Source organism: Seongchinamella unica (assembly GCF_004354085.1).
Classification (GTDB): domain Bacteria; phylum Pseudomonadota; class Gammaproteobacteria; order Pseudomonadales; family Halieaceae; genus Halioglobus; species Halioglobus unicus.
Genome location: NZ_SMSE01000001.1, coordinates 867,086 through 886,388, shown reverse-complemented (window position 1 = coordinate 886,388; position 19,303 = coordinate 867,086). Strand labels below are relative to the sequence as shown.

At 61.5% G+C, this 19,303-nt stretch carries 11 protein-coding genes; 7 read left to right on the top strand and 4 right to left on the bottom strand.

From position 1 onward, the window contains the following. The first annotated feature begins 14 nt into the window (after positions 1-14). The 4 genes from E2F43_RS03825 (at position 15) to E2F43_RS03810 (ending at position 5,583) form a co-directional block, all read left to right on the top strand. Complete coding sequence (locus E2F43_RS03825; protein ID WP_133209709.1) at positions 15-1,055, top strand: S66 peptidase family protein; 1,041 nt, start codon at positions 15-17, stop codon at positions 1,053-1,055. Further along, on the top strand, positions 1,052-2,443 hold the full coding sequence (locus E2F43_RS03820; protein ID WP_133209707.1) for a Na+/H+ antiporter NhaC family protein: 1,392 nt from the start codon (positions 1,052-1,054) through the stop codon (positions 2,441-2,443). Before E2F43_RS03825 ends, E2F43_RS03820 begins: the two co-directional genes overlap by 4 nt. A gap of 231 nt (positions 2,444-2,674) precedes the next feature. Next, entirely contained in the window at positions 2,675-4,825 is a 2,151-nt protein-coding gene (locus E2F43_RS03815; protein WP_133209705.1) for an adenosylcobalamin-dependent ribonucleoside-diphosphate reductase, read from the top strand. An 89-nt stretch (positions 4,826-4,914) separates the two neighbouring features. After that, the gene (locus E2F43_RS03810) at positions 4,915-5,583 is read left to right on the top strand and encodes a TSCPD domain-containing protein (RefSeq protein ID WP_133209703.1); all 669 of its coding nucleotides are present in this window, start codon (positions 4,915-4,917) and stop codon (positions 5,581-5,583) included. A 43-nt stretch (positions 5,584-5,626) separates the two neighbouring features. On the opposite strand, the gene E2F43_RS03805 is transcribed toward E2F43_RS03810, so the two are convergent. Beyond that, positions 5,627-7,207: a phospholipase D family protein gene (locus tag E2F43_RS03805; RefSeq protein WP_165954182.1), complete on the bottom strand. Its 1,581-nt coding sequence runs from the start codon at positions 7,205-7,207 to the stop codon at positions 5,627-5,629. A gap of 285 nt (positions 7,208-7,492) precedes the next feature. Between E2F43_RS03805 and E2F43_RS03800 the strand changes: the two genes are divergently transcribed. From E2F43_RS03800 to E2F43_RS03790, 3 genes are read left to right on the top strand one after another with little or no spacing between them, the layout of a single operon-like run. After that, complete coding sequence (locus tag E2F43_RS03800; RefSeq protein WP_133209699.1) at positions 7,493-8,602, top strand: efflux RND transporter periplasmic adaptor subunit; 1,110 nt, start codon at positions 7,493-7,495, stop codon at positions 8,600-8,602. 27 nt (positions 8,603-8,629) lie between these two features. After that, on the top strand, positions 8,630-11,683 hold the full coding sequence (locus E2F43_RS03795) for an efflux RND transporter permease subunit (protein ID WP_133209697.1): 3,054 nt from the start codon (positions 8,630-8,632) through the stop codon (positions 11,681-11,683). A 10-nt stretch (positions 11,684-11,693) separates the two neighbouring features. Next, positions 11,694-12,611, top strand: a complete 918-nt coding sequence (locus tag E2F43_RS03790) for a D-2-hydroxyacid dehydrogenase (protein ID WP_133209695.1) — start codon at positions 11,694-11,696, stop codon at positions 12,609-12,611. A gap of 67 nt (positions 12,612-12,678) precedes the next feature. Here E2F43_RS03790 and glsA read toward each other — a convergent pair whose 3' ends face one another. From glsA to E2F43_RS03775, 3 genes are all read right to left on the bottom strand, one after another. Further along, the gene (gene glsA, locus E2F43_RS03785; protein ID WP_133209693.1) at positions 12,679-13,695 is read right to left on the bottom strand and encodes a glutaminase A; all 1,017 of its coding nucleotides are present in this window, start codon (positions 13,693-13,695) and stop codon (positions 12,679-12,681) included. Positions 13,696-13,770: 75 nt separating this feature from the next. Beyond that, positions 13,771-15,678 (bottom strand): autotransporter assembly complex protein TamA, encoded by a 1,908-nt coding sequence (locus tag E2F43_RS03780; RefSeq protein ID WP_133209691.1) that lies wholly within the window; start codon positions 15,676-15,678, stop codon positions 13,771-13,773. Further along, entirely contained in the window at positions 15,668-19,216 is a 3,549-nt protein-coding gene (locus E2F43_RS03775; RefSeq protein ID WP_133209689.1) for a translocation/assembly module TamB domain-containing protein, read from the bottom strand. Before E2F43_RS03775 ends, E2F43_RS03780 begins: the two co-directional genes overlap by 11 nt. Between the last annotated feature and the right edge of the window lie 87 nt (positions 19,217-19,303).

Here is a 19,303-nt window from a genome sequence, read left to right as displayed (position 1 = left end):
AGCAGGAGTAGATAATGGATCGGCGAAGCCTGATCAAGGCCATGGCGGCGCTGCCGCTGGCAACGGGGATGGCCGCGGCCATGGCAGCTGACGCAGGCCGGCCCCTGATCCGGCCCCGGCGTTTGCGCAAGGGGATGACAGTGGGGCTGGTGAGTCCTGCCAGTAATGTCCCCGAGGATGACCACATCGCCTTCGCCATGGATGTGGTGCGTTCGCTGGGCTTCGAGGTCAAACCGGCACAGCACCTCTACCAGCGCACCCAATACCTGGCCGGCACCGACCAGCAGCGGGCCGATGACCTCAACGCCATGTTCGCCGACGGCGAGGTCGACGCTATTTTTTGCCTGCGCGGTGGCTATGGTTCGTCCCGCCTGCTGCCTCTGCTGGACTATGAGCTGATTGGCGCCAACCCCAAGGTGTTGATGGGCTATAGTGATATCACCGCGCTGCATTGCGCCATACACCAGCGCACCGGGCTGGTGACTTTCCACGGCCCGATCGCCGGCGATAACTTCACCCCCTACAGCTACGCCCAGTTCCGCCAGACCCTGATGCGGGCCAGGCCCGATCAGGTACTCGCGGCACCGCCGCCGTTCGAGGACCCCGGCCCCGGTCGCGTGGAAAAAGACAACCGGCTGACGGTGTTGCACCCGGGGGTGGCCGAGGGGCCGCTGCTGGGCGGCAACCTGTCGCTGGTCTGCCACCTGATGGGAACCCCCTGGGAGCCGGAGTTCAGTGGCCGTATGCTGTTTCTTGAAGATGTCAGCGAGGCGCCTTATCGGGTCGACCGCATGCTCACCCAGCTGCGCCTCTCCGGGGCGCTGGACAGAGTGGCGGGCATCGCCTTTGGCAAGTTCACCGACGCCGAAACCAGCGGGAACAGCTTTTCCATGGAGCACGTGCTGCGTGAACGCACCGCCGGCCTCGGTGTGCCGGTGATCCGCGGACTGATGATAGGTCACGTAGAAGACCAGGCGGTAATCCCGGTGGGCGCTGCCGCGCGGCTGGATGCGGGGAACGCCACCCTGACCCTGCTGGAACCGGGCGTTGTATGAGCGACCCCAACTGGACGGTGCTGCTGCCGCCGCTGCTCGCAATCAGTCTGGCCCTGGTGACCCGTCAGGTCTACCTGGCCCTGTTCACGGGTATCTGGCTGGGCTACTTCCTGTTGGACCGGGAGGGCGTCCTGAGCGCATTGACCGGGGCCATCGATGCCTCTATCGGTGTGCTCGCCAACGCCGGGGATGCGCGGGTCATCGTCTTTACCCTGGTGATTGGTGCTTTCATCCTCACCCTGGAACGATCAGGCGGCGTCACCGGCTTTATCCGTTTTCTGGAACAGCGGCAGTGGGTGGACAACGGCAAACGGGCCCAGTGGATGGCCTGGTTTATCGGTGTCATCATTTTCATTGAATCAAATATCACCGTGCTGGTCGCCGGCACCGTGTCGCGCCCCCTGTTCGATCGGTTCCGGGTGTCGCGGGAAAAACTCGCCTACCTGATCGACTCGACCTCCGCACCCATTTGTATGCTGATCCCCCTCAATGCCTGGGGGGCGTTCAACCTGGGCCTGCTCGACGGGCTGGGGGTGGAAGAGCCCCTGCGGGTGTTGCTGTCATCCATCCCGATGAATCTCTATGCGATCACAGCCGTCCTGTTGGCGGCGTTCACCGTGGCCCGCAACTTCAACCCCGGACCCATGGCGAAGGCAGAGCGGCGGGCGGCAGCCGGAGAGTCACTGGCTGTGCAGCAGGACGCGCAAATCCTCAGGGAGTCGGCTCCGCCCAACGCCTGGAATATGCTGCTGCCGGTCGCCTGCCTGGTGGCGGCCATGCCCGTGTTCCTGTTGATCACCGGGGACGGCGACCTGTTTGCCGGCTCCGGGTCCACCAGTGTGCTTTGGGCCAGCCTGCTGGCCCTGACGGTGGTGTCGCTGCTGGTATTGTTCCAGCGCAGCATGAACCTGGACAAGCTCACCAGTACCTGGATGGAAGGCGCCGGCGGGATGCTGCCCATTGCCACGGTGTTGCTGCTGGCCCTTGCCCTGGGTGGCGTCTCCAGGGCCCTGGGTACCGGCGTCTATGTGGCCGGCCTGGTCGGAGACACCTGGCCGGCCTGGCTGCTGCCGGCCTGCCTGTTCCTGGCATCGGGATTTATCGCCTTCGCGGTGGGTTCGAGCTGGGGTACGTTTTCGATCATGCTGCCCATCGCCGTGCCGGTTGCGGCAGCGCTGGGAGTGGATCCAGCGCTGCTGGTAGCCGCGGTGTTGTCCGGGGGGATTTTCGGGGACCACAGCTCTCCCATCTCGGACACTACCATTGTCTCCTCACTGGCCTCCGGCACCGAACATATCGAGCATGTGCGCACCCAGTTGCCCTACGCACTGATTGCCGGTGGCATCAGTGTGTTCGGCTTCCTGTTGCTGGGATTGATGTTGCTCTGAGTGTGATCGGCCATGCCGGGGTTTCGTTGTCACGCTGCGCCCTTGCAGGTAAGTAACTGCTTGCCAATGCCGCCGTGTCGCCAATTTGCCTGATGAATCTGACCAAGTATTTCACAATATATAGTGGCTTGCCGTTGCCTGGGCGCCGATATGTAGGTATAAATACGAACTCTTATAACAAGCTTCGCGGCCGCACTTCGGGCGCACATTCTGACGGACAAGGGGCAGACATTGGAATCAGCAGCCAGGCAGGGCACCGCTATCCGCGGCAATAGCAGCACCATCGAGTTCCAGGGAGCGTCCCTGGATATCTGGGACAAGAAGTACCGGCTCAAGGACAACCAGGGCAATCCTGTCGATAAGGATATCGACGGCACTTATGCCCGGGTTGCCCGGGCGCTGGCCGAGGTAGAGGACGAGGCCGTCCGCCAGGAGTGGGAGCAGCGCTTTGTCTGGGCCCTGAAGCGGGGTGCCATACCCGCCGGCCGCATTGTTTCCAATGCCGGCGCCCAGGAGCACAAACCCTCCACCTCCACCATCAATTGTACCGTGTCCGGTACCGTCACCGATTCCATGGAGGGCATCCTGCAGAAAAACCTGGAGGCGGGGCTTACCCTCAAGGCCGGTTGTGGTATCGGCTACGAGTTTTCCACCCTGCGTCCCAAAGGTGCGTTTGTCTCCGGTGCCGGCGCCTACACCTCCGGCCCCATGTCCTTCATGGATATCTTCGACAAGATGTGTTTTACCGTGTCTTCCGCCGGGGGTCGTCGCGGCGCCCAGATGGCGACCTTCGATGTGCACCATCCGGACGTGTTCGACTTTGTGAAAGCGAAACGGGAGGACGGCCGCCTGCGCCAGTTCAACCTGTCATTGCTGATTACCGAAGACTTTATCAACGCGGTCAAGGAAGACGGTGAATGGCCGCTGTCCTTCCCGGTAACGCCCAGCGAGTTTGCCAATCTGGAACTGGACCCCACGGAAGAAATCGTCTGGCGGCCCTTCCCGGTGACCGAGGGCTATGTCACGGATGAACACGGCCAGGTGGCCTGCCGGGTTTACCAGCGCATCCGCGCGGTGAAGCTGTGGAACGCCATTATGAGCTCCACCTACGATTACGCTGAGCCCGGCTTTATCCTCATTGACGAGGTCAACGAAAAAAACAACAACTGGTTCTGCGAGAACGTGCGTGCCACCAACCCCTGCGGCGAGCAGCCACTGCCTCCCTACGGTTCCTGCCTGCTGGGCAGCGTCAACCTGACCCGGTTTGTGCGCGAGCCTTTTACGGCCAATGCCCACTTTGACTGGGAGGAATACCGGGAAGTGGTTGCGGTCTTCACCCGCATGCTGGACAACGTGGTGGAGATCAACGGCCTGCCACTGGAGCAGCAGCGCCAGGAAATCACCAGCAAACGCCGCCACGGCATGGGTTTTCTCGGCCTGGGATCCACGCTGGCCATGCTGCAGATGAAATATGGCGAGGAGGATTCGCTGGCGTTCACCGAGGAGGTGAGCAAACAGATGGCGGTCTCCGGCTGGAAGGTCGGCCTGGACCTGGCCCGGGAAAAGGGCGTGGCGCCGATCATGGAGCAGGAATTCGAGGTGACCGGCGACATGCTGCGTCGCCGCCCGGAAATGGCGGCTGACGGCATCAAGGTGGGCGATATGCTGCCCGGCAAGGTGCTGCACGGCAAGTACAGCCGTTACATGCAGGCCCTGGCCCAGGAAGAGCCGGAACTGGTGAACTCCATCATCAAAGAGGGAGCCCGCTTTACCCACCACTCGTCGATTGCCCCCACCGGCACCATCTCCCTGTCACTGGCCAACAACGCCAGCAACGGTATTGAGCCGAGCTTTGCCCACCACTACAGCCGTAATGTGATCCGCGAGGGCAAGAAGAGTAAGGAGAAGGTCGACGTGTTCTCCTACGAGTTGCTGTGTTACCGCGAACGGGTTAATGCCGATGCCATGCCGTTCAGCGATGAGGAAGGCAAGAAACTGCCGGATTACTTTATCGCCGCCGACAGCGTGACCCCGAAACAGCATGTGGATGTGCAGGCCGCTGCCCAGAAGTGGGTGGACTCCTCTATCTCCAAGACTATCAACGTGCCCACGAACTTCGATTACCGGGACTTCAAGGACACCTATCTGTATGCCGCAGGCCAGGGGCTGAAGGGTTGTACGACCTTCCGCTTCAACCCCGAAGCGTTCCAGGGCGTGCTGGTGAAAGAGCAGGACCTTGAGAACACCAGTTACGTGTTTACCCTGGAAGACGGTTCCACCGTCGAGTTCAAGGGCAATGAAGAAATCGAATACGATGGCGAGATGCACACCGCCGCCAACCTGTTTGACGCATTGAAGGAGGGGTATTACGGGAAGTTTTGACAACCGTTGTCCACGCACCATAGCTTGCGCCGGGATGACGGTTGCAAAGACAGGATGACACCCGTAAAACCCGCAATAGGTAAAGAACCATGAGCAAGAAAATCGACAAGAAAATCGTTGGCTTCCAGGTAAAAACCGAGGAAGAAAAGCAGAGGGAAATCGAGAGCAATATCGTGCAGATGCACGAAAAAGTCTCGCGCCCCGAGCAGCTGGAGGGGGCGACCTACAAAATCAAGACGCCCCTGTCCGACCACGCCCTGTACCTGACGATCAACGATATTGTTCTCAACCCGGGTACCGATCACGAGCTGCGTCGGCCTTTTGAGATCTTCATCAACTCCAAGAATATGGACCACTTCCAGTGGATTGTGGCCCTCACCCGGGTCATCTCCGCGGTATTCCGCAAGGGTGGTGACTGCACCTTTTTGGTGGAGGAGCTCAAGGCCGTATTCGACCCCCAGGGCGGTTACTTCAAGTCCGGCGGCCGCTTTATGCCCTCACTGGTGGCGGAGATCGGCTGGGCCATTGAGGACCACCTGCAGAACATCGGCCTGCTTGAAGCGCCGGGACTGTCTGATCACCAAAAGAAGATCCTCGAAGAGAAAAAAGCCGAGTATACCGCCAAGACCGGTGACGATGGTGGCGGCGGTGAGTTTCCCGCCAGTGCCGAGCTGTGCAAGAAGTGCTCGGTGAAAGCCTCCATCCTGTTGGATGGCTGCATGACCTGTCTCAACTGCGGCGACTCCAAGTGCGGCTGAGTCGCCGCTGACCGCGCCGGGACGATTGACTCCCGGCGCGTTACTACAGCTGTGATTCCGGCACGATAAATCGCAGGATGCCGGTACTGAACCGCTTCCACCAGGTGGTATCCGGTTCCCGGTTCAGACGCAATTCTGTTCCTTCCCTGACCGTTACCCACTCGAGCTTGCCATCGCCGTTCAGGAGCACCCGATAGGCGACGTCGTAGGCGGCTTCATCAAAAAATTCTGACAGTTCCCGGGCCTCGGCGGGGCTGGCATAGTAGGCGCCGAGTTCCGAGTTGAGCGCCACCGAACGACCGTCGAGATTGAAGGAGCCGATAAAAAGGTAGGTTTCATCAAAACCGAAGAATTTGGCGTGCAGGCTCGCCTTGGACCTGCCGATGCGGTTCCTGTCCCGCTGGTCCTTGCGTTGCTGGCGAACCACCGGGTTGGCGTCTGCCTTGTACTCGTAAAGTTCAACGCCGCCGGTGATGAGGGCCCTGCGGTAACGCATGTAGCCCGCATGGACCAGGGAGACATCGTTGGCCTGCAACGAATTGGTGAGAATGCGCACCCGTACGCCGCGATCCACCAGGCTGAGCAGGTAATCGGTTATGTCATCACCCGGCACAAAATAGGGCGAGACGATAATGAGGTCCCGTTGGGTTCTGTCCATGCCCATTTTGAGCTTTGGCGCCAGGTGGGTTTCGGCGTCTACCTTTTTTGCCTGCACCTTGCTCGGTTGGTCGTAAACCAGTAACCACTCCGACCAGGTCCAGTCGATCTGGTCGATACTGGCCAGGGCATCCATATCAAACTGGCGTATGACCTCGGCATATTCCGACATTTTCGCCTCTTCCAGAAACTCGTCTGAATGGGCACGGAAGGCGGCAAATTCAGCCGGGCTAATCGGCTTACCCCAGTCAAAGGCAGCGATGGGATAGGCCCACTGCGAGTTCCAGTAAAGGTCGAACTGGGTAGAGACCTCCTCGGCGATAGGCCCGACTGCGAGGGCATCCATGTCGCCAAAACCGACATCTCTGGCGGCGGCAAAATACTCGTCGCCGATATTCCTGCCGCCAAAGATGGTGACGATGTTGTCTGCGGTCATGGTTTTGTTATGCATTCTGCGATTAATACGGCGGGTATCACCGGCAAAATCGCCGAGTCGGTTATCGCGGTTGGCGAAGGGGTTATACACGCGGATTTCCACCCGGGGGTGCGCGTCTATGGTCCGCAGGACCTGGTCCTTGCCGGCGGTGTCCAGGTCGTCCAGCAGAATGCGGACCCTGACTCCCCGGTCCGCGGCTGCCAGCAACTGGTTGAAGAGGGTGCGGCCAGTCAGGTCGTCGTGCCAGATGTAGTACTGTAAATCCAGCGATTGCTCGGCTGCCTGTATCAGGCGCAGGCGGGCAACAAATGCGGCTTCACCCGCGCGCAGGGTGCGAAACCCTGACCTGTCGGGATTCAGTGCAAGCAGTGGCTGCAGACTTTGGCTCAGCCGGCTCTGGCTGGTGTCCGCCAGGGCATGACTGACGGGCTTGTCGAAGTCTGTGGGGAGTGAGCTGCAGCCTCCCAGCAGTAACAATAACGCCAGCAGGGCCAGAGTGTGACGGTGCCAATGGCGCATTCCAGTGTTCAAATTACAGGGTTCCTGTAGGTTCTTGGCACAGCAGCGCCTCGAGTTGCAGTGCACGGCCTTTGTCTTAGCCATGGTTCATGGAGCAAGCTTGGCAACAGGCCAATGGCCTACGCCCGCCCGTAGTATACCCCGCTGCCGCCTGAGGTCGCAGGTGGATAAAGCATGCGTTTGTTGTGGTAATTGTGGCAACATCGAAGGTATCACTCAGAGCTGTCGTCGACAGGTCGTCATCTACCGGGTTGGGGTTTTCTTATGTTTCGCGCAATGCTTCCACCGGGCTTGCTCATGGCCCTTACCTTGACCGCGCTGCTCGCGGGGTGCCGTGGCGAGGAGCCCGAACCACCGCCTCCCGCCTCCAGGCCGGTCAAGCTGTTCACTGTCGGCGGCGGCGGTAATGCGGCCATTCGTACCTTTCCCGGCAGGGTGGACGCGACCCAGCGTGCCGAACTGGCCTTCCGGGTCTCAGGCCGGCTGCAGGAATTGCGGGTGAAAGAGGGAGACCTGGTGGAGCAGGGTCAGGTGCTGGCGAAGCTGGACCCCACTGATTACGAAATTGTCCTGGAGGACAGGCAGGCCAGTTATGACAATGCCAAACGCAACTTCGAGCGCGGCAAGGAATTGATCGTCGACGGCAACATTTCCCGACTTGACTATGATCGCATGGAAGCGAACTTCCGCACCGCATCGGCGGCCCTCACCGCTGCCCGACAGGACCTGGACTACACGGTGCTTACTGCGCCCTTCAGAGGGCGCATAGCCCGCCGCGATGTAGAGAACTTCGAGGACGTATTGGCGCGACAAACCGTGATCTGGCTGCAGAATATCAACGAGCTGGATGTGGTTATCAACCTGCCGGAATCGGTTGTCCGCAGTGTGCGCGGTGAGGCCCGAGAGGAGGGCAACCTGCGCAGCGGAGAGGCCGCAGAGACGGTGGTTGCCTATGCCAGCTTTGAAGGCCGCAGAGATCGCCAGTTTTTGCTTAGGCCAAAGGAACTGGCGACCAAGGCGGATGAGCAGACCCAGACCTTCCGCACCACGTTTACCATGGACGCACCGACGGATTTCAATGTATTGCCGGGTATGACGGCGAACGTCACCATTGACCTTACCCGGGTGATGGATAACGACCCGGTCAAATGGGTGCCTGTCCGTGCTGTGCAGGCTGACAGTGACCTGGAGCCCAGGGTCTGGGTGCTGGACCCCCAGAGCATGACCGTTTTCTCCCAGCCGGTGGAGGTGGGCCGGATGTCCGGGCGCTCGATACAGATCCTTAGCGGCCTGGAGGGGGGGGAAGAGATCGTTGCAGTGGGCGCGCCCTACCTGGCGGAGGGTATGCGGGTCACCCGTATGCCGCTGAGTGAACAGGCCATTCCCCGTGACGGCGAGCTGTTGTAGGCGCGGACTGAAACAAGGACAGCGCAGATGAATATCGGTGAATACTCAGTCCGCAACCCGGTCATTTCCTGGCTGCTGGTGATCATTCTGGTTGGCGGGGGCCTGCTCGCCTACCAGTCCATCGGCAAACTGGAAGACCCGCCTTTTACCATCAAGGTGGCGAAGATCATCACGCCCTATCCGGGCGCCACCGCCCGGGAAGTGCAGAACGAACTGACCTACCATCTGGAAGACGCCATCCAGCTGATGCCGCAGGTCAAGCGCATCAAGATGTCGGTCTCCCGTCCCGGGCTTTCCGACATTCTTATCGAGTTCAAGGATGAGTACCAGGCTGAGGACCTGCCGGATATTTTTGACGAGCTGCGCCGCAAGATTGCCGATGTCAAACCCAGCCTGCCACCTGGAGCCAGCGCGCCTATCGTGCTGGATGATTTTGGCGACGTGTATGGCATATACCTGGTGCTCTACGGTGACGGCTACACCTGGCGTGATCTTTATGACACGGCCGATGCCGTCAAGAAACAGCTGGTGCTGGTTGATGGGGTGCGCAAGGTGGTGATCGACGGCGAGCAACGGGAGGTTGTCTACCTAGATATTTCCCGCAGCCAGCTGGCTGAACTGGGTATTTCCCTGCAGCAGATTGGCAATGTCCTTGGCTCGCAGAACGTGGTGGTCGACGCCGGCAGCGTCCGGGTGGGCGATGACTACCTGCGCTTCAGTCCCACCGGAGACTTTCAGTCGGTGCAGGCGATGGGGGACCTGTTGATCAGCTCCAGTCAGCGGCGCCTGATTCGCCTCTCGGACATCGCCACCATTACCCGGGCTTACGAGACCGTGCCCCAGAAGATATATTACGTCAACGGCAAGCCCGGACTCAGCCTTGGCATTTCCATGACCGCGGGTGAAAACGTGGTGGCAGTCGGTGAGCGGGTAGACCAGCGCCTGCACAGCCTGCTCAGTATCATCCCGGTAGGGATGAAACTGTCTACCGTGTATGACCAGCCCCGGGAAGTGAAGGCGTCGGTAGGGGGCTTCCTGGCCAGCGTCGCCCAGGCGGTGGCCATTGTCATCCTGGTGCTGCTCATATTTATGGGCCTGCGCACCGGCCTGGTGATTGGCGCGGTATTGCTGGTCACGGTGGCCGGCACGCTGTTGGTCATGAACCTGTATGGGATAGAGCTGCAGCGGATTTCGCTGGGAGCGCTGGTCATCGCCCTCGGTATGCTGGTAGACAACGCCATTGTGGTCGCCGAGGGCATGATGGTACGAATGAACAGGGGAATGGATGCTTTCCAGGCCGCCAGGGAAGCCGTGGGTAAAACCATCTGGCCATTACTGGGGGGCACCGCCATCGGTATCCTGGCGTTCTCGGCGATTGGCTTGTCGCCGGACAACACCGGAGAATTTGCCAGTTCCCTGTTTTATGTGATCCTCATTTCCCTGTCCCTGAGCTGGATCACTGCCATCAGTACCACGCCGCTGCTGTGCGCCCTATTGCTGCAGCCCGATCCGCAGGCCGCGGACCAGGACCCCTATAGTGGCCGGCTGTTTCGCGTATACCGGGCTCTGGTCGCCAAAGCCGTTGACCACCGCTGGGTCACGGTGGTTGGGGTCCTCGCCCTGTTTGTCGCCGCTCTCATCGGCTTTAATGGCGTCAAGAGCGGGTTTTTCCCCGACTCAAATACGCCCCTGTTTTTCGTCGACGTTTGGGAACCTGAGGGCGTGGATATCCGCACCACCCGCGACCACACGCTCGAGGTCAGTGAATTTATCCGCCAGCAGCCGGGCGTGATCGGTACAACCTCGGTGATAGGTGGCCCGCACCAGCGCTTTACCCTGGTCTATGACTCCCGGGAACCGGCGCCGGTCTACGCGCAGATTATTGTGCGTACTGAAACCCGGCAACAGATTCCCGCGATCCAGCAAGCCACGGCAAAGTTTATGCGCGACAACCTGCCTTCCACGGATCCCATCATCAAGGCAATGCGGATTGGCCCTGGCCGTGACGCGAAAATAGAAGCGCGTTTTTCCGGTCCCGATGCCAGAGTCTTACGTGAACTTTCCCAGCAGGCTCAGCGCATCATGCGCGGGGACGGATACGCGGTGGATGTGCGCGACGACTGGCGCGCCCCGGTCAAGGTGTCGGTGCCGGTGTTCAACGAACAGGTGGGGCGTCAGTTGGGTGTTGATCGAGAGGGGCTGGGCAGTGCGTTGCAATACGCCTTTGAGGGCACAACCGTTGGCGTGTATCGCGACGGGATTCGCCTGTTGCCGATCGAACTGCGTGCCCCCGAAAATGAGCGCGGCGACATCAATAATGTTCGCGATATCCAGATATGGAGTCCGGTGCTGGCGCGTTCGGTGCCCGCCTCACAGGTTGTTTCCCGCTATGAAACACGGATGGAAAACGCGGTCATCCGTGGACGGGATCGTATCCAGACCATCATTGCTTCCTGTAACCCGGCCAACGGACTGGCGACCGAGCTGTTTGAGCGCTTGCGTCCGCAGATCGAGGCGATTGAGCTGCCGGTGGGCTACAAGCTCGAATGGGGTGGCGAATACGAAGACTCGGCCAATGCCCAGAGCGGGTTGATCGCTTCATTACCGATGGGATTCCTGCTGATGATACTGACCAGCATCCTGCTGTTCGGCAAACTGCGGCAACCGGCGATCATCTGGCTCACTGTGCCCCTGGCCATTGTCGGCATTACCGCCGGCCTGCTCGCCACGGGCGGCGCCTTCGACTTCATGTCGTTGCTGGGCGCGCTGTCACTGGTGGGGCTGCTGATCAAGAATGCTATCGTCCTGATCGAGGAAATCGACCAGCAGATCGAGGAGGGCCAGGAACCCTACGAAGCCATACTGGACTCGTCGGTCAGTCGTATGCGGCCGGTGCTCCTCGCTGCGGCCACAACAATTCTCGGATTGATACCGCTGCTGTCCGACGTGTTCTTTGTCAATATGTCGGTGACCATCATGGCGGGCCTGGGCTTTGCCTCGCTGTTGACTCTCACCATCGTACCGACGCTGTACGCGATATTTTTCGGTATCAGCAAACCAGGGGAAAGTGTAACGGCGTGAGGACAGCAGCGTGAAGGTTCTGGTACTGGACGAGAACTTCAGTGAGTATCGCCGGTTGCTGGCGGCGGCCGGGGTGGCGGCCGATGCCGCTGCCGACCCCGCAAATCACCTGGGCGGCCATGATGTGCTGCTGGCGCAACCGGACCTGGCGGCCCGGTACCTGGAGCTGGGCGGGGAGGTTGACTGGATACAGTCCACCTGGGCCGGAATCGACAGGCTCCTGCCTGCCGGTCTCGGCAGGGAACTGGTGGTCACAGGCGTAAAGGGCATCTTCGGTCCGCAAATGGCGGAATACGTGTTTGCCTTCCTGTTGCAGCAATCACGGGATCTGCTGTTTTACCGGGCGGAACAGGAGGGCAGGCGCTGGTCGCCGCGCCGTCCGAGCCCGCTTGCCGGGCAAACCATGGCGATCCTGGGTACCGGGACTATCGGCAGCCACATCGCCGGGGTGGCCCGGGCCTTCGGTATGCGCACCCGCGGGGTGTCGCGCAGCGCCCGCCCTGTAGCGCAGTTTGATCGGGTCTGTTCGATGGAGCAGGTGACGGATGCCACCCGCCAGGCACAGGTCCTGGTCAATGCATTGCCGGGTACGGCACAAACCCGGGGCGTGCTCAATGCCGCCTTGCTGGACACCCTGGACCCGGCCGCTACCCTGTTTAATCTAGGTCGCGGTGAGGCCCTGTGCGAAAGCAGTCTGCAACGCTGGTTGGATAGCCGTCCCCGGTCCATGGCTGTGCTGGATGTCTTTGCCAGCGAGCCATTGCCCGCCGATCACTGGCTGTGGCGCCACCCGCGGTCGCGCATCACGCCCCATGTGGCGGCGGTGAGCTTTCCCGCCGACGTGGTGGGAATATTTCTGGACAATCTTGAACGCAGGCAGCGGGGGGAGCCGCTGCGCTATATGATCGATCTGCAGCGAGGTTATTAAGGTAAAGGTATCGCGCAGTCCTGCGTTCGCCATTGTGTTGCTGGCAGGCCGCCTGCAGCCGCAGGGTTTACTCTCCTGCATTAGGCCCGTAAAGGCCAACACCCAATTCGGCAGCGATATGGCCGATGGCTCTCAGGCCGCGCACACTGTTACCGGCGGGATTGAGAGGGGGCGAGAAGGTGGCGATGGCGAATTTACCCGGCACGACAGCGATGATGCCGCCACCTACGCCGGTCTTCGCCGGCAGGCCGGCCCGGTACATCCATTCTCCGGATTCGTCGTAAAAACCGGCGGTGGCCATGATGGCCAGTAATTCGGGGATATGCTCTTTGGCCAGCACCCGCTTGCCGGTTTTGGGATTGATACCCTCGTTGGCCAGCGTCGCACCCATCATCGCCAGATCCAGCGTATTGATGCCGATAGAGCACTGGCGGGTATACACCCGCAGGGCTTGTTCCGGCTCACTGTACAGTCGGCCATAGTTGAACAGCAGGTTGGCGATGGCGCGATTGCCCCAGGCTGTTTCATACTCGGAGTCGTACACGTCCTCCAGGACCTTGAGGTCGCGGCCGGCGTAGTCCTCGATATTGCCCAGCACCTGCTTCCAGCGTTCTTTTTCCGAGTCGGCCTCAACCAGGCTAACCGCGGCAATGGCCCCCGCATTCACCATCGGGTTGACCGACCGCTCCTCGTAGATCTCCACCGCGATCTTGGAATTGAAGGGCAGGCCGGTAGGCTCGACGCCGATTTTCTCGCGCAGTGTCCTGGGACCCTGTTGCTGCATGATCAGCGAGGCGGTGAATGGCTTGGAGACCGACTGTATGGAGAACTCGTAGTCGAGCTCGCCAGCAGCGTAAACCTCACCGTCGCGGGTGACGATAGCGACACCGAACAGGTTGCTGGGCACGGTTGCCAGAATCGGGATGTAGTCCGCGTTGGCGCCCTCATCGACGTCCTTGAACATGCGGTAGGCTTCGTTCACCACCCGCTGGTAGTCTTCTGCGGAAATTTTTGCCGCCAGGCTGGTTGTGGAAAAGGCGACCAGTGCCAGCGCAAGAATGCCGTGCAGAACGCGAACTAACATGGGGTATTCCTCATGGGGGTTATATTTGTGCTAAAGAGCATAGTAGCGCCCCCGGGGGGCGGCAAGCTGTATCCGCTAGAATTCCGGTCCGACGGTGATGTAGATCTGGAATGCGTCTTCGGCGTCATCCAGGGGAAAGCCCAGGTCGATCCGCGCCAACCCCACGGGCGAACGCCAGCGTAACCCGATGCCGGCGCCCAGCTTTTCCTCGAAGTCATCCAGATCGTTAAAGGCGTTACCCGCGTCAACAAAGGCAGCCACACTCCAGTCGGGGATGAATTCGTGCTCGTATTCCACGCTGGCAACGGCGATGTGCTTGCCTCCGGTGAGGGCATCATCCGGGAACAGGGTTTCGAAGCCATAGCCGCGAATACTGCGGCCGCCACCCGCCCGGAATTCATAATATTCCGGCATCTGGTTGAAGTTGACGCCCAGTACCCGGCGGGTCTCGGCGTCGGTATAGCCGAGATTGGAGCGCAGCAGGAAACGGCCGCGTTCGGCCACCGGCCAGATATTCCAGGAAGAGAGACGAAGCTGCCAGAAGTCGATGTTGGAGCCGAAGCTCTGGTCGGTGCCCAACAGTTCCACGCTCAGGTAGTCGCCCCTGCGAATGTAGAGAGGCTCATCGCTGCGCCGGAACTTGAAGCTCAGGCTCGGGACGACGGCCTCGAATTCGGGCGCCAGGGTTTCATAGGCCAGCGGCCCGATGGCGTCGATAATCGTATCCTGGGCCTTGCCCGGCAGATTGCCGAACAGCACTTCGAAAATATCGTAGCTTTCACCTACCAGACTCAGTCCGGCGGTTGAGCGCAGGCTGAATCCACCCAGTGCCCTCACCGGCATATGCCAGATCAGTGAGGCCAGGTTTGTGGCTATGCGGGTGTCACCGCCCTCGTCCAGGTCGACGTCCTCGAAGTTCAGGTCCTTGCTTTCGTGGCGTCCGTTGATTTCCAGGGCGCTGCCGCTGAGCGGGTCCAGGGGGATGGTATAGCTTAAATCCAGTGCCAGTCGCTCCCGTTCCTCGGCGATGGCAGCTCCCGCGTTGAACTGGTGTCCTCGTTTCCCGAGATAGCGCCGGGTCCAGTCCAGGCCGAGCCCAAACCCGGTATCGGTACCCCAGCCGACGCGGCCCCGGTAGCGATTGGCCGGGAACGGCTCCAGTTGGATGGTCAACGGTACCAGCGGGTTGGGGCCGGGAACGGGTTCCCCCGGCGTGATCAATACATCGCTGAAGTGGCCGCTGGAACTGAGCAGCCTGCGCTGCCGCGACAACCCGGATGGCTTGAAGGTCTGGCCGGAATGCAGCACCAGATAGCGTTCCAGGTAGCTGCGGGAGAACCGGGACTGCTGGAAGGTGATGGGCCCGATCAGGTAGCGCGGGCCGGTAGCGACGGAAAGGATAATCCTCGCCTGATAGGCGTCCAGGTCGAGTTCAATCCGATGCTCGGCGAGTGTTGCGTCGCGAAACCCCTGCTCGCGTATCCCGCTGAGCAGGGCCCGCTTGCCCTCTTCGTAGACGCGATGGTCAAGAACGTCGCCCGGCTGGAGCGACATCGCGGGTCGCAGCGCCTGCAGTTCCCTCGTCGCACCGGCATCGGCGCCGGGGAATTCCAGCTCCACGGCCTCAACCCTGATCGCCGTGCCCGCGTCGATCCGGTAGCTGGCGCGCCACGGCTCACCCGCCGCCGTCGGGGCGTCCAGCCTGCGGTCGATAACCGGGCGGTAGTAGCCAAAAGGTTGCAGGGTCCGGCGAATCTGCCCGTCGGCGCGCTGGTGCAGGGCCTGGATCCTGTCCGCTGTCAGGTCCGGGTCGGCACCCTGGGTGACCGCGTCCAGCGAGGCGCGCACATTGTCCAGGGGGGCACCCGCAATACCCCGGATATCAACCTCCAGAGCTTCAGCGGCGAGCGCCGTTCCCGCCGCGAGCAACAGGCCGCTGAACAGGGCAGCCTGCAACAACCTGAGAGCCGACCTAGTGTTCATAGGTGAAAGTCATATTGAGGTTGCTGTCCGCCTCACCCACGTTCAGGCCCAGTCCATAGCGCGGAGTAATGGTAAACAGCGAGTTGAATTCACTGGTTTTCAACAGTGTGTTGTAACCATAGGCCACGTAAATCCGTGGCGAGACGTAGGTACCGATGCTGAGGACGCTGTTGCGATCACGGGTGGAGCGACCGGTAAGGAGGTAGGACTGCACTTCACTGGTTTCCAGCTGGGGCCGCGAGAACAACTCCATGGTCGGTGTGGTTATCGGCCCCGTCAGCAGAATCCCGGCAGAGGTGACCCGGGAGTCATTGTCTATCCAGCGCACCGCCCGCAGGTTGATTTCCGGTTCAGTGGCGGGCTTGTTGTTGAACAGCAGTTCACCCGTCCTGATATCGAGGTCCTGCCCGAAGGCCCGGAAGGTTCCGTCCTCGACCGACAGCTTGCCGTTGGCGATGGGGATCAGCTCGGTTTGTTGCGGCGTGTTGCTGAACATGACATCGCCACTGAGGCGGCCGATGAAACCGACCGCCTTGATATTGACCTTTTCCCCCAGCCTGAGCCTGATCTGGTTGTCGATCCTGAAGGGAGCCTTCATGGGGCTCTCCTCCATCCCGGCCAGTTGTCCGCTGACGACGACCACATCCTGCGAGGGGGCGATGGCCTGACCTGCGGTCTGGGCCTGTTCGCCGTCGTCCGTGACCACTGCCGGGCTCAGTTCCAGGGTGGGGGTAATATCAGCGCTGGGCACGAAGACCTCGCCGCGCAGCGTCAGCGTATTGTCACGCCAGGTTAGCTGCAGGTCCGGAGAAACCGTCGCCCGGGCATCGCGGGTGTTGTAGGCCAGGAAGTTGTCGCCCACCAGCGCCAGCTGGAGACTGGTGTCGGTCATGTCCAGCGCGCCGGTAAGTTGCAGCACGCCCTCTCCCGATCGCATGGCGCCGTTAATAGCCAGCGTATCTTGTGCCGCAGCGGTCAGCTGCAGCTGTATGTCCGCCAGCTGCAGGCCGGCCAGGGGAATGTCCGCCTGACCGTTGTCCAGTTTCATGCTGCCCTGCAGGCTGGGCTGCCGCAGGGTTCCGGCCAGTTGCAGGTCGGCGTCCATTGACCCTGCGGTCGCGGCCAGTTCCGGCACCCAGGCGGCGGCAGCGCTGAGATCGGGAAGGGATACGCGGATATTGCCCTGTAGCGGTTGCTCCTGTGCCAGCGGGAGTGATGTCAGGGCCGGCATATTCGTCGAGGCAGTCACGGTGCCATTTTCAGGGGCGGCGAATGTCAGCCTGGTCGCCAGTCCCTGATCGTTGATTTGCAGGTCAAGTTCGCCGCCGCCGTGAGCCAGCGGCTTCCGGGCCGGGTCAACGGTAATCAGTCCCGCGCCAAGGATCAGGTCGCCAGCGGCGCTGAGGCCACCATCGGCGTCGAGCCGGCCCTGGAACTTGCCGTTGATATCGCCACTGATGGCGGGTTGGACGAGACTCAGGGGCAGGGCGGCTAAGGTGATGGCAACGTGGCTGCCCGCGGCGGTGGACCAGTGGCCGGACAGACAGGCCCGGCCCGGGCCATCGGCCCTGCCGAGGCAACTTTCACCCAGGCTCGCGGCGGAGGCCGACAGTGCCAGGGCGCTCTGCTGCTCGAGGTTCCAGTGGCCCAGCGCCTCGCTGCCCAGTCGCAGGGAGGCCAGGACGCCTTCCCAGCTGTCCAGCGCCTCGCCCAGCCCGCCCGCCAGAGTTAACGCGAGTTGCTCGGAGGTGGTGTCGAGGGAAAGGTCGACCTGGTGGGCGCGATTGCTGCCGGCGGCGCTGATCGTCACCGATTGCAGCAGCGGAGTACCAGCGCCCTGCAGCGCGCCCGCTGTCAGCTGCAGCTCCAGGCTGTCTTCCGGCTGCAGGCCCGCGCTGAACGCCAGCGAGAGGTCCCCCGCGAGGACGGTATCCAGTTGCAGCTGCTGGCCATGTAACTGTCCGCTGGCGCGTGGGGATTCAATGCTGCCGGTCACGGTGCCGCTGCCGGTTAGCTGCCCTGCGGCACCGGCAAGCAGTTCCCCCGGCGCCAGTGCCTGCAGCTGCCAGTCAAGGTCCAGCGATTGTGCGGACAGCCGGCCCCGGGCGTTCATCCGGTTATCGCCACTGACCAGGGCCAGGCTGTTGAGCTGGAAAACTTCACCCGACAAACGACCGTTACCGGTAATGTCCAGGGGATAACCCGCCAGCTCGCCCTGTAGCTGGCGCAGCTCTAGCTCGGCCTGGAGGGCTTCACCGGCGGCCATTTCGCCGCTGGTGATCAACACTGCATCCAGCTCGCCAGTTAACGCCGGCATCATTTGCCCCGGGTTCAGCCCGCTGGCCTCCAGCTGCAGCTGCCAGCGTGGTGCATCAGCCCAGGCCACCTGCCCGGACAGGTTTATCTCTCCTGCCAGCAGCTGGCCGCGCAGGGAGCTCAGCTGCAGCTGCGACAGGTCGCCGCTACCGCTGGCCCGCCAGCTTCCCCCGGGGATGGATGCACCGGCGATATCCAGCGCCAGCTGCAGGGAGTAGTCGTCCATGGAACCCGCCAGTTGCAGTTCTCCCTCAGGACTCGATAGTTCGACCGTCTCTCCCTGCAGTGGCCAGCGCAGTCCCTGCCAGTGCAGCGTGGCGTTGATAGCGGGCGAATCGCCAGCCAGGTCGTCGACGGTGCCGGTCAGGGTGAGGCCGAGGCCGCTCTCCGGTTGTTCGAGACTGACAGTTTCCAGTTGCAGGCTGTCACCCAGATAGCGACCAGCGATGTTTCCGGCCGCCCGGGCAGTAACAGGCAGTTGAGGTTGTAGCGCCGCGAGGCCGCTGGCGACGATGGAATAGCTGAGGCTGAAACCGATGGGCTCACCCCAGTCGAGCACACCCCTGATCCCGGTCTCGCCTGAAAACGGGGCACTTTCGGGGGGTGTGAATGTCCAACTGCTGTATAGCTCCAGTGGCATGCTGGCGCCGAATCGGGTTGTACCGCGTAAACTCAGTTGCCCCTGGGGGGCGTGGACCAGCAGTTGGTCCAGCGTCAGCGATTCGCCCGCCAGGCTGCCCGCCAGCCGGATACTGTCGACCTGCTGGCTCGCGCCGTCCTGGGTGAACGTAAGCCTGGTGAGCTGCACCTCCTCGAGGAATATATCCACAGGAGAGGAGATTGACGACGGGTCGAAAGGTGTGGCGGGTTCGTCCGTTGCAGTGGAGTTGAGCGCCAGGTCGATCCCGTCTGCCCTCAGGGTGATGAGTTCAAGTCGGCCGCGCAGCAGGGCCCCGGGACGCCAGTCCAGCTCGAGATGTTCTGCCTCAAAGGAGAGTTCAGGCTGCTGGTAGCGAAGGCCCGAAATATGCAGGGGGCCGGTGATCCTGCCTTCCAGCTGCTGCCAGCTCACAGCGTTGCCCAGGTATTGTCGGGCATGCTTGGCCAGCAGTGCGGTGCCTGACTCGGTGCCCACTAATCCGAGCACGGCCAATACGCCTGCCACCAACAGCAGCAGGAGCAGGGTGAGGGTGGCCAGCGCCAGTTTCAGGGGTGTGGGCACGACGGCTCTCGCTGGGTTTCGCAGAGTCAGGCGATGGTGGTTGCCACTGCCAACTGCAGCGTCTAAGGTTTCAACACGACGAACAAT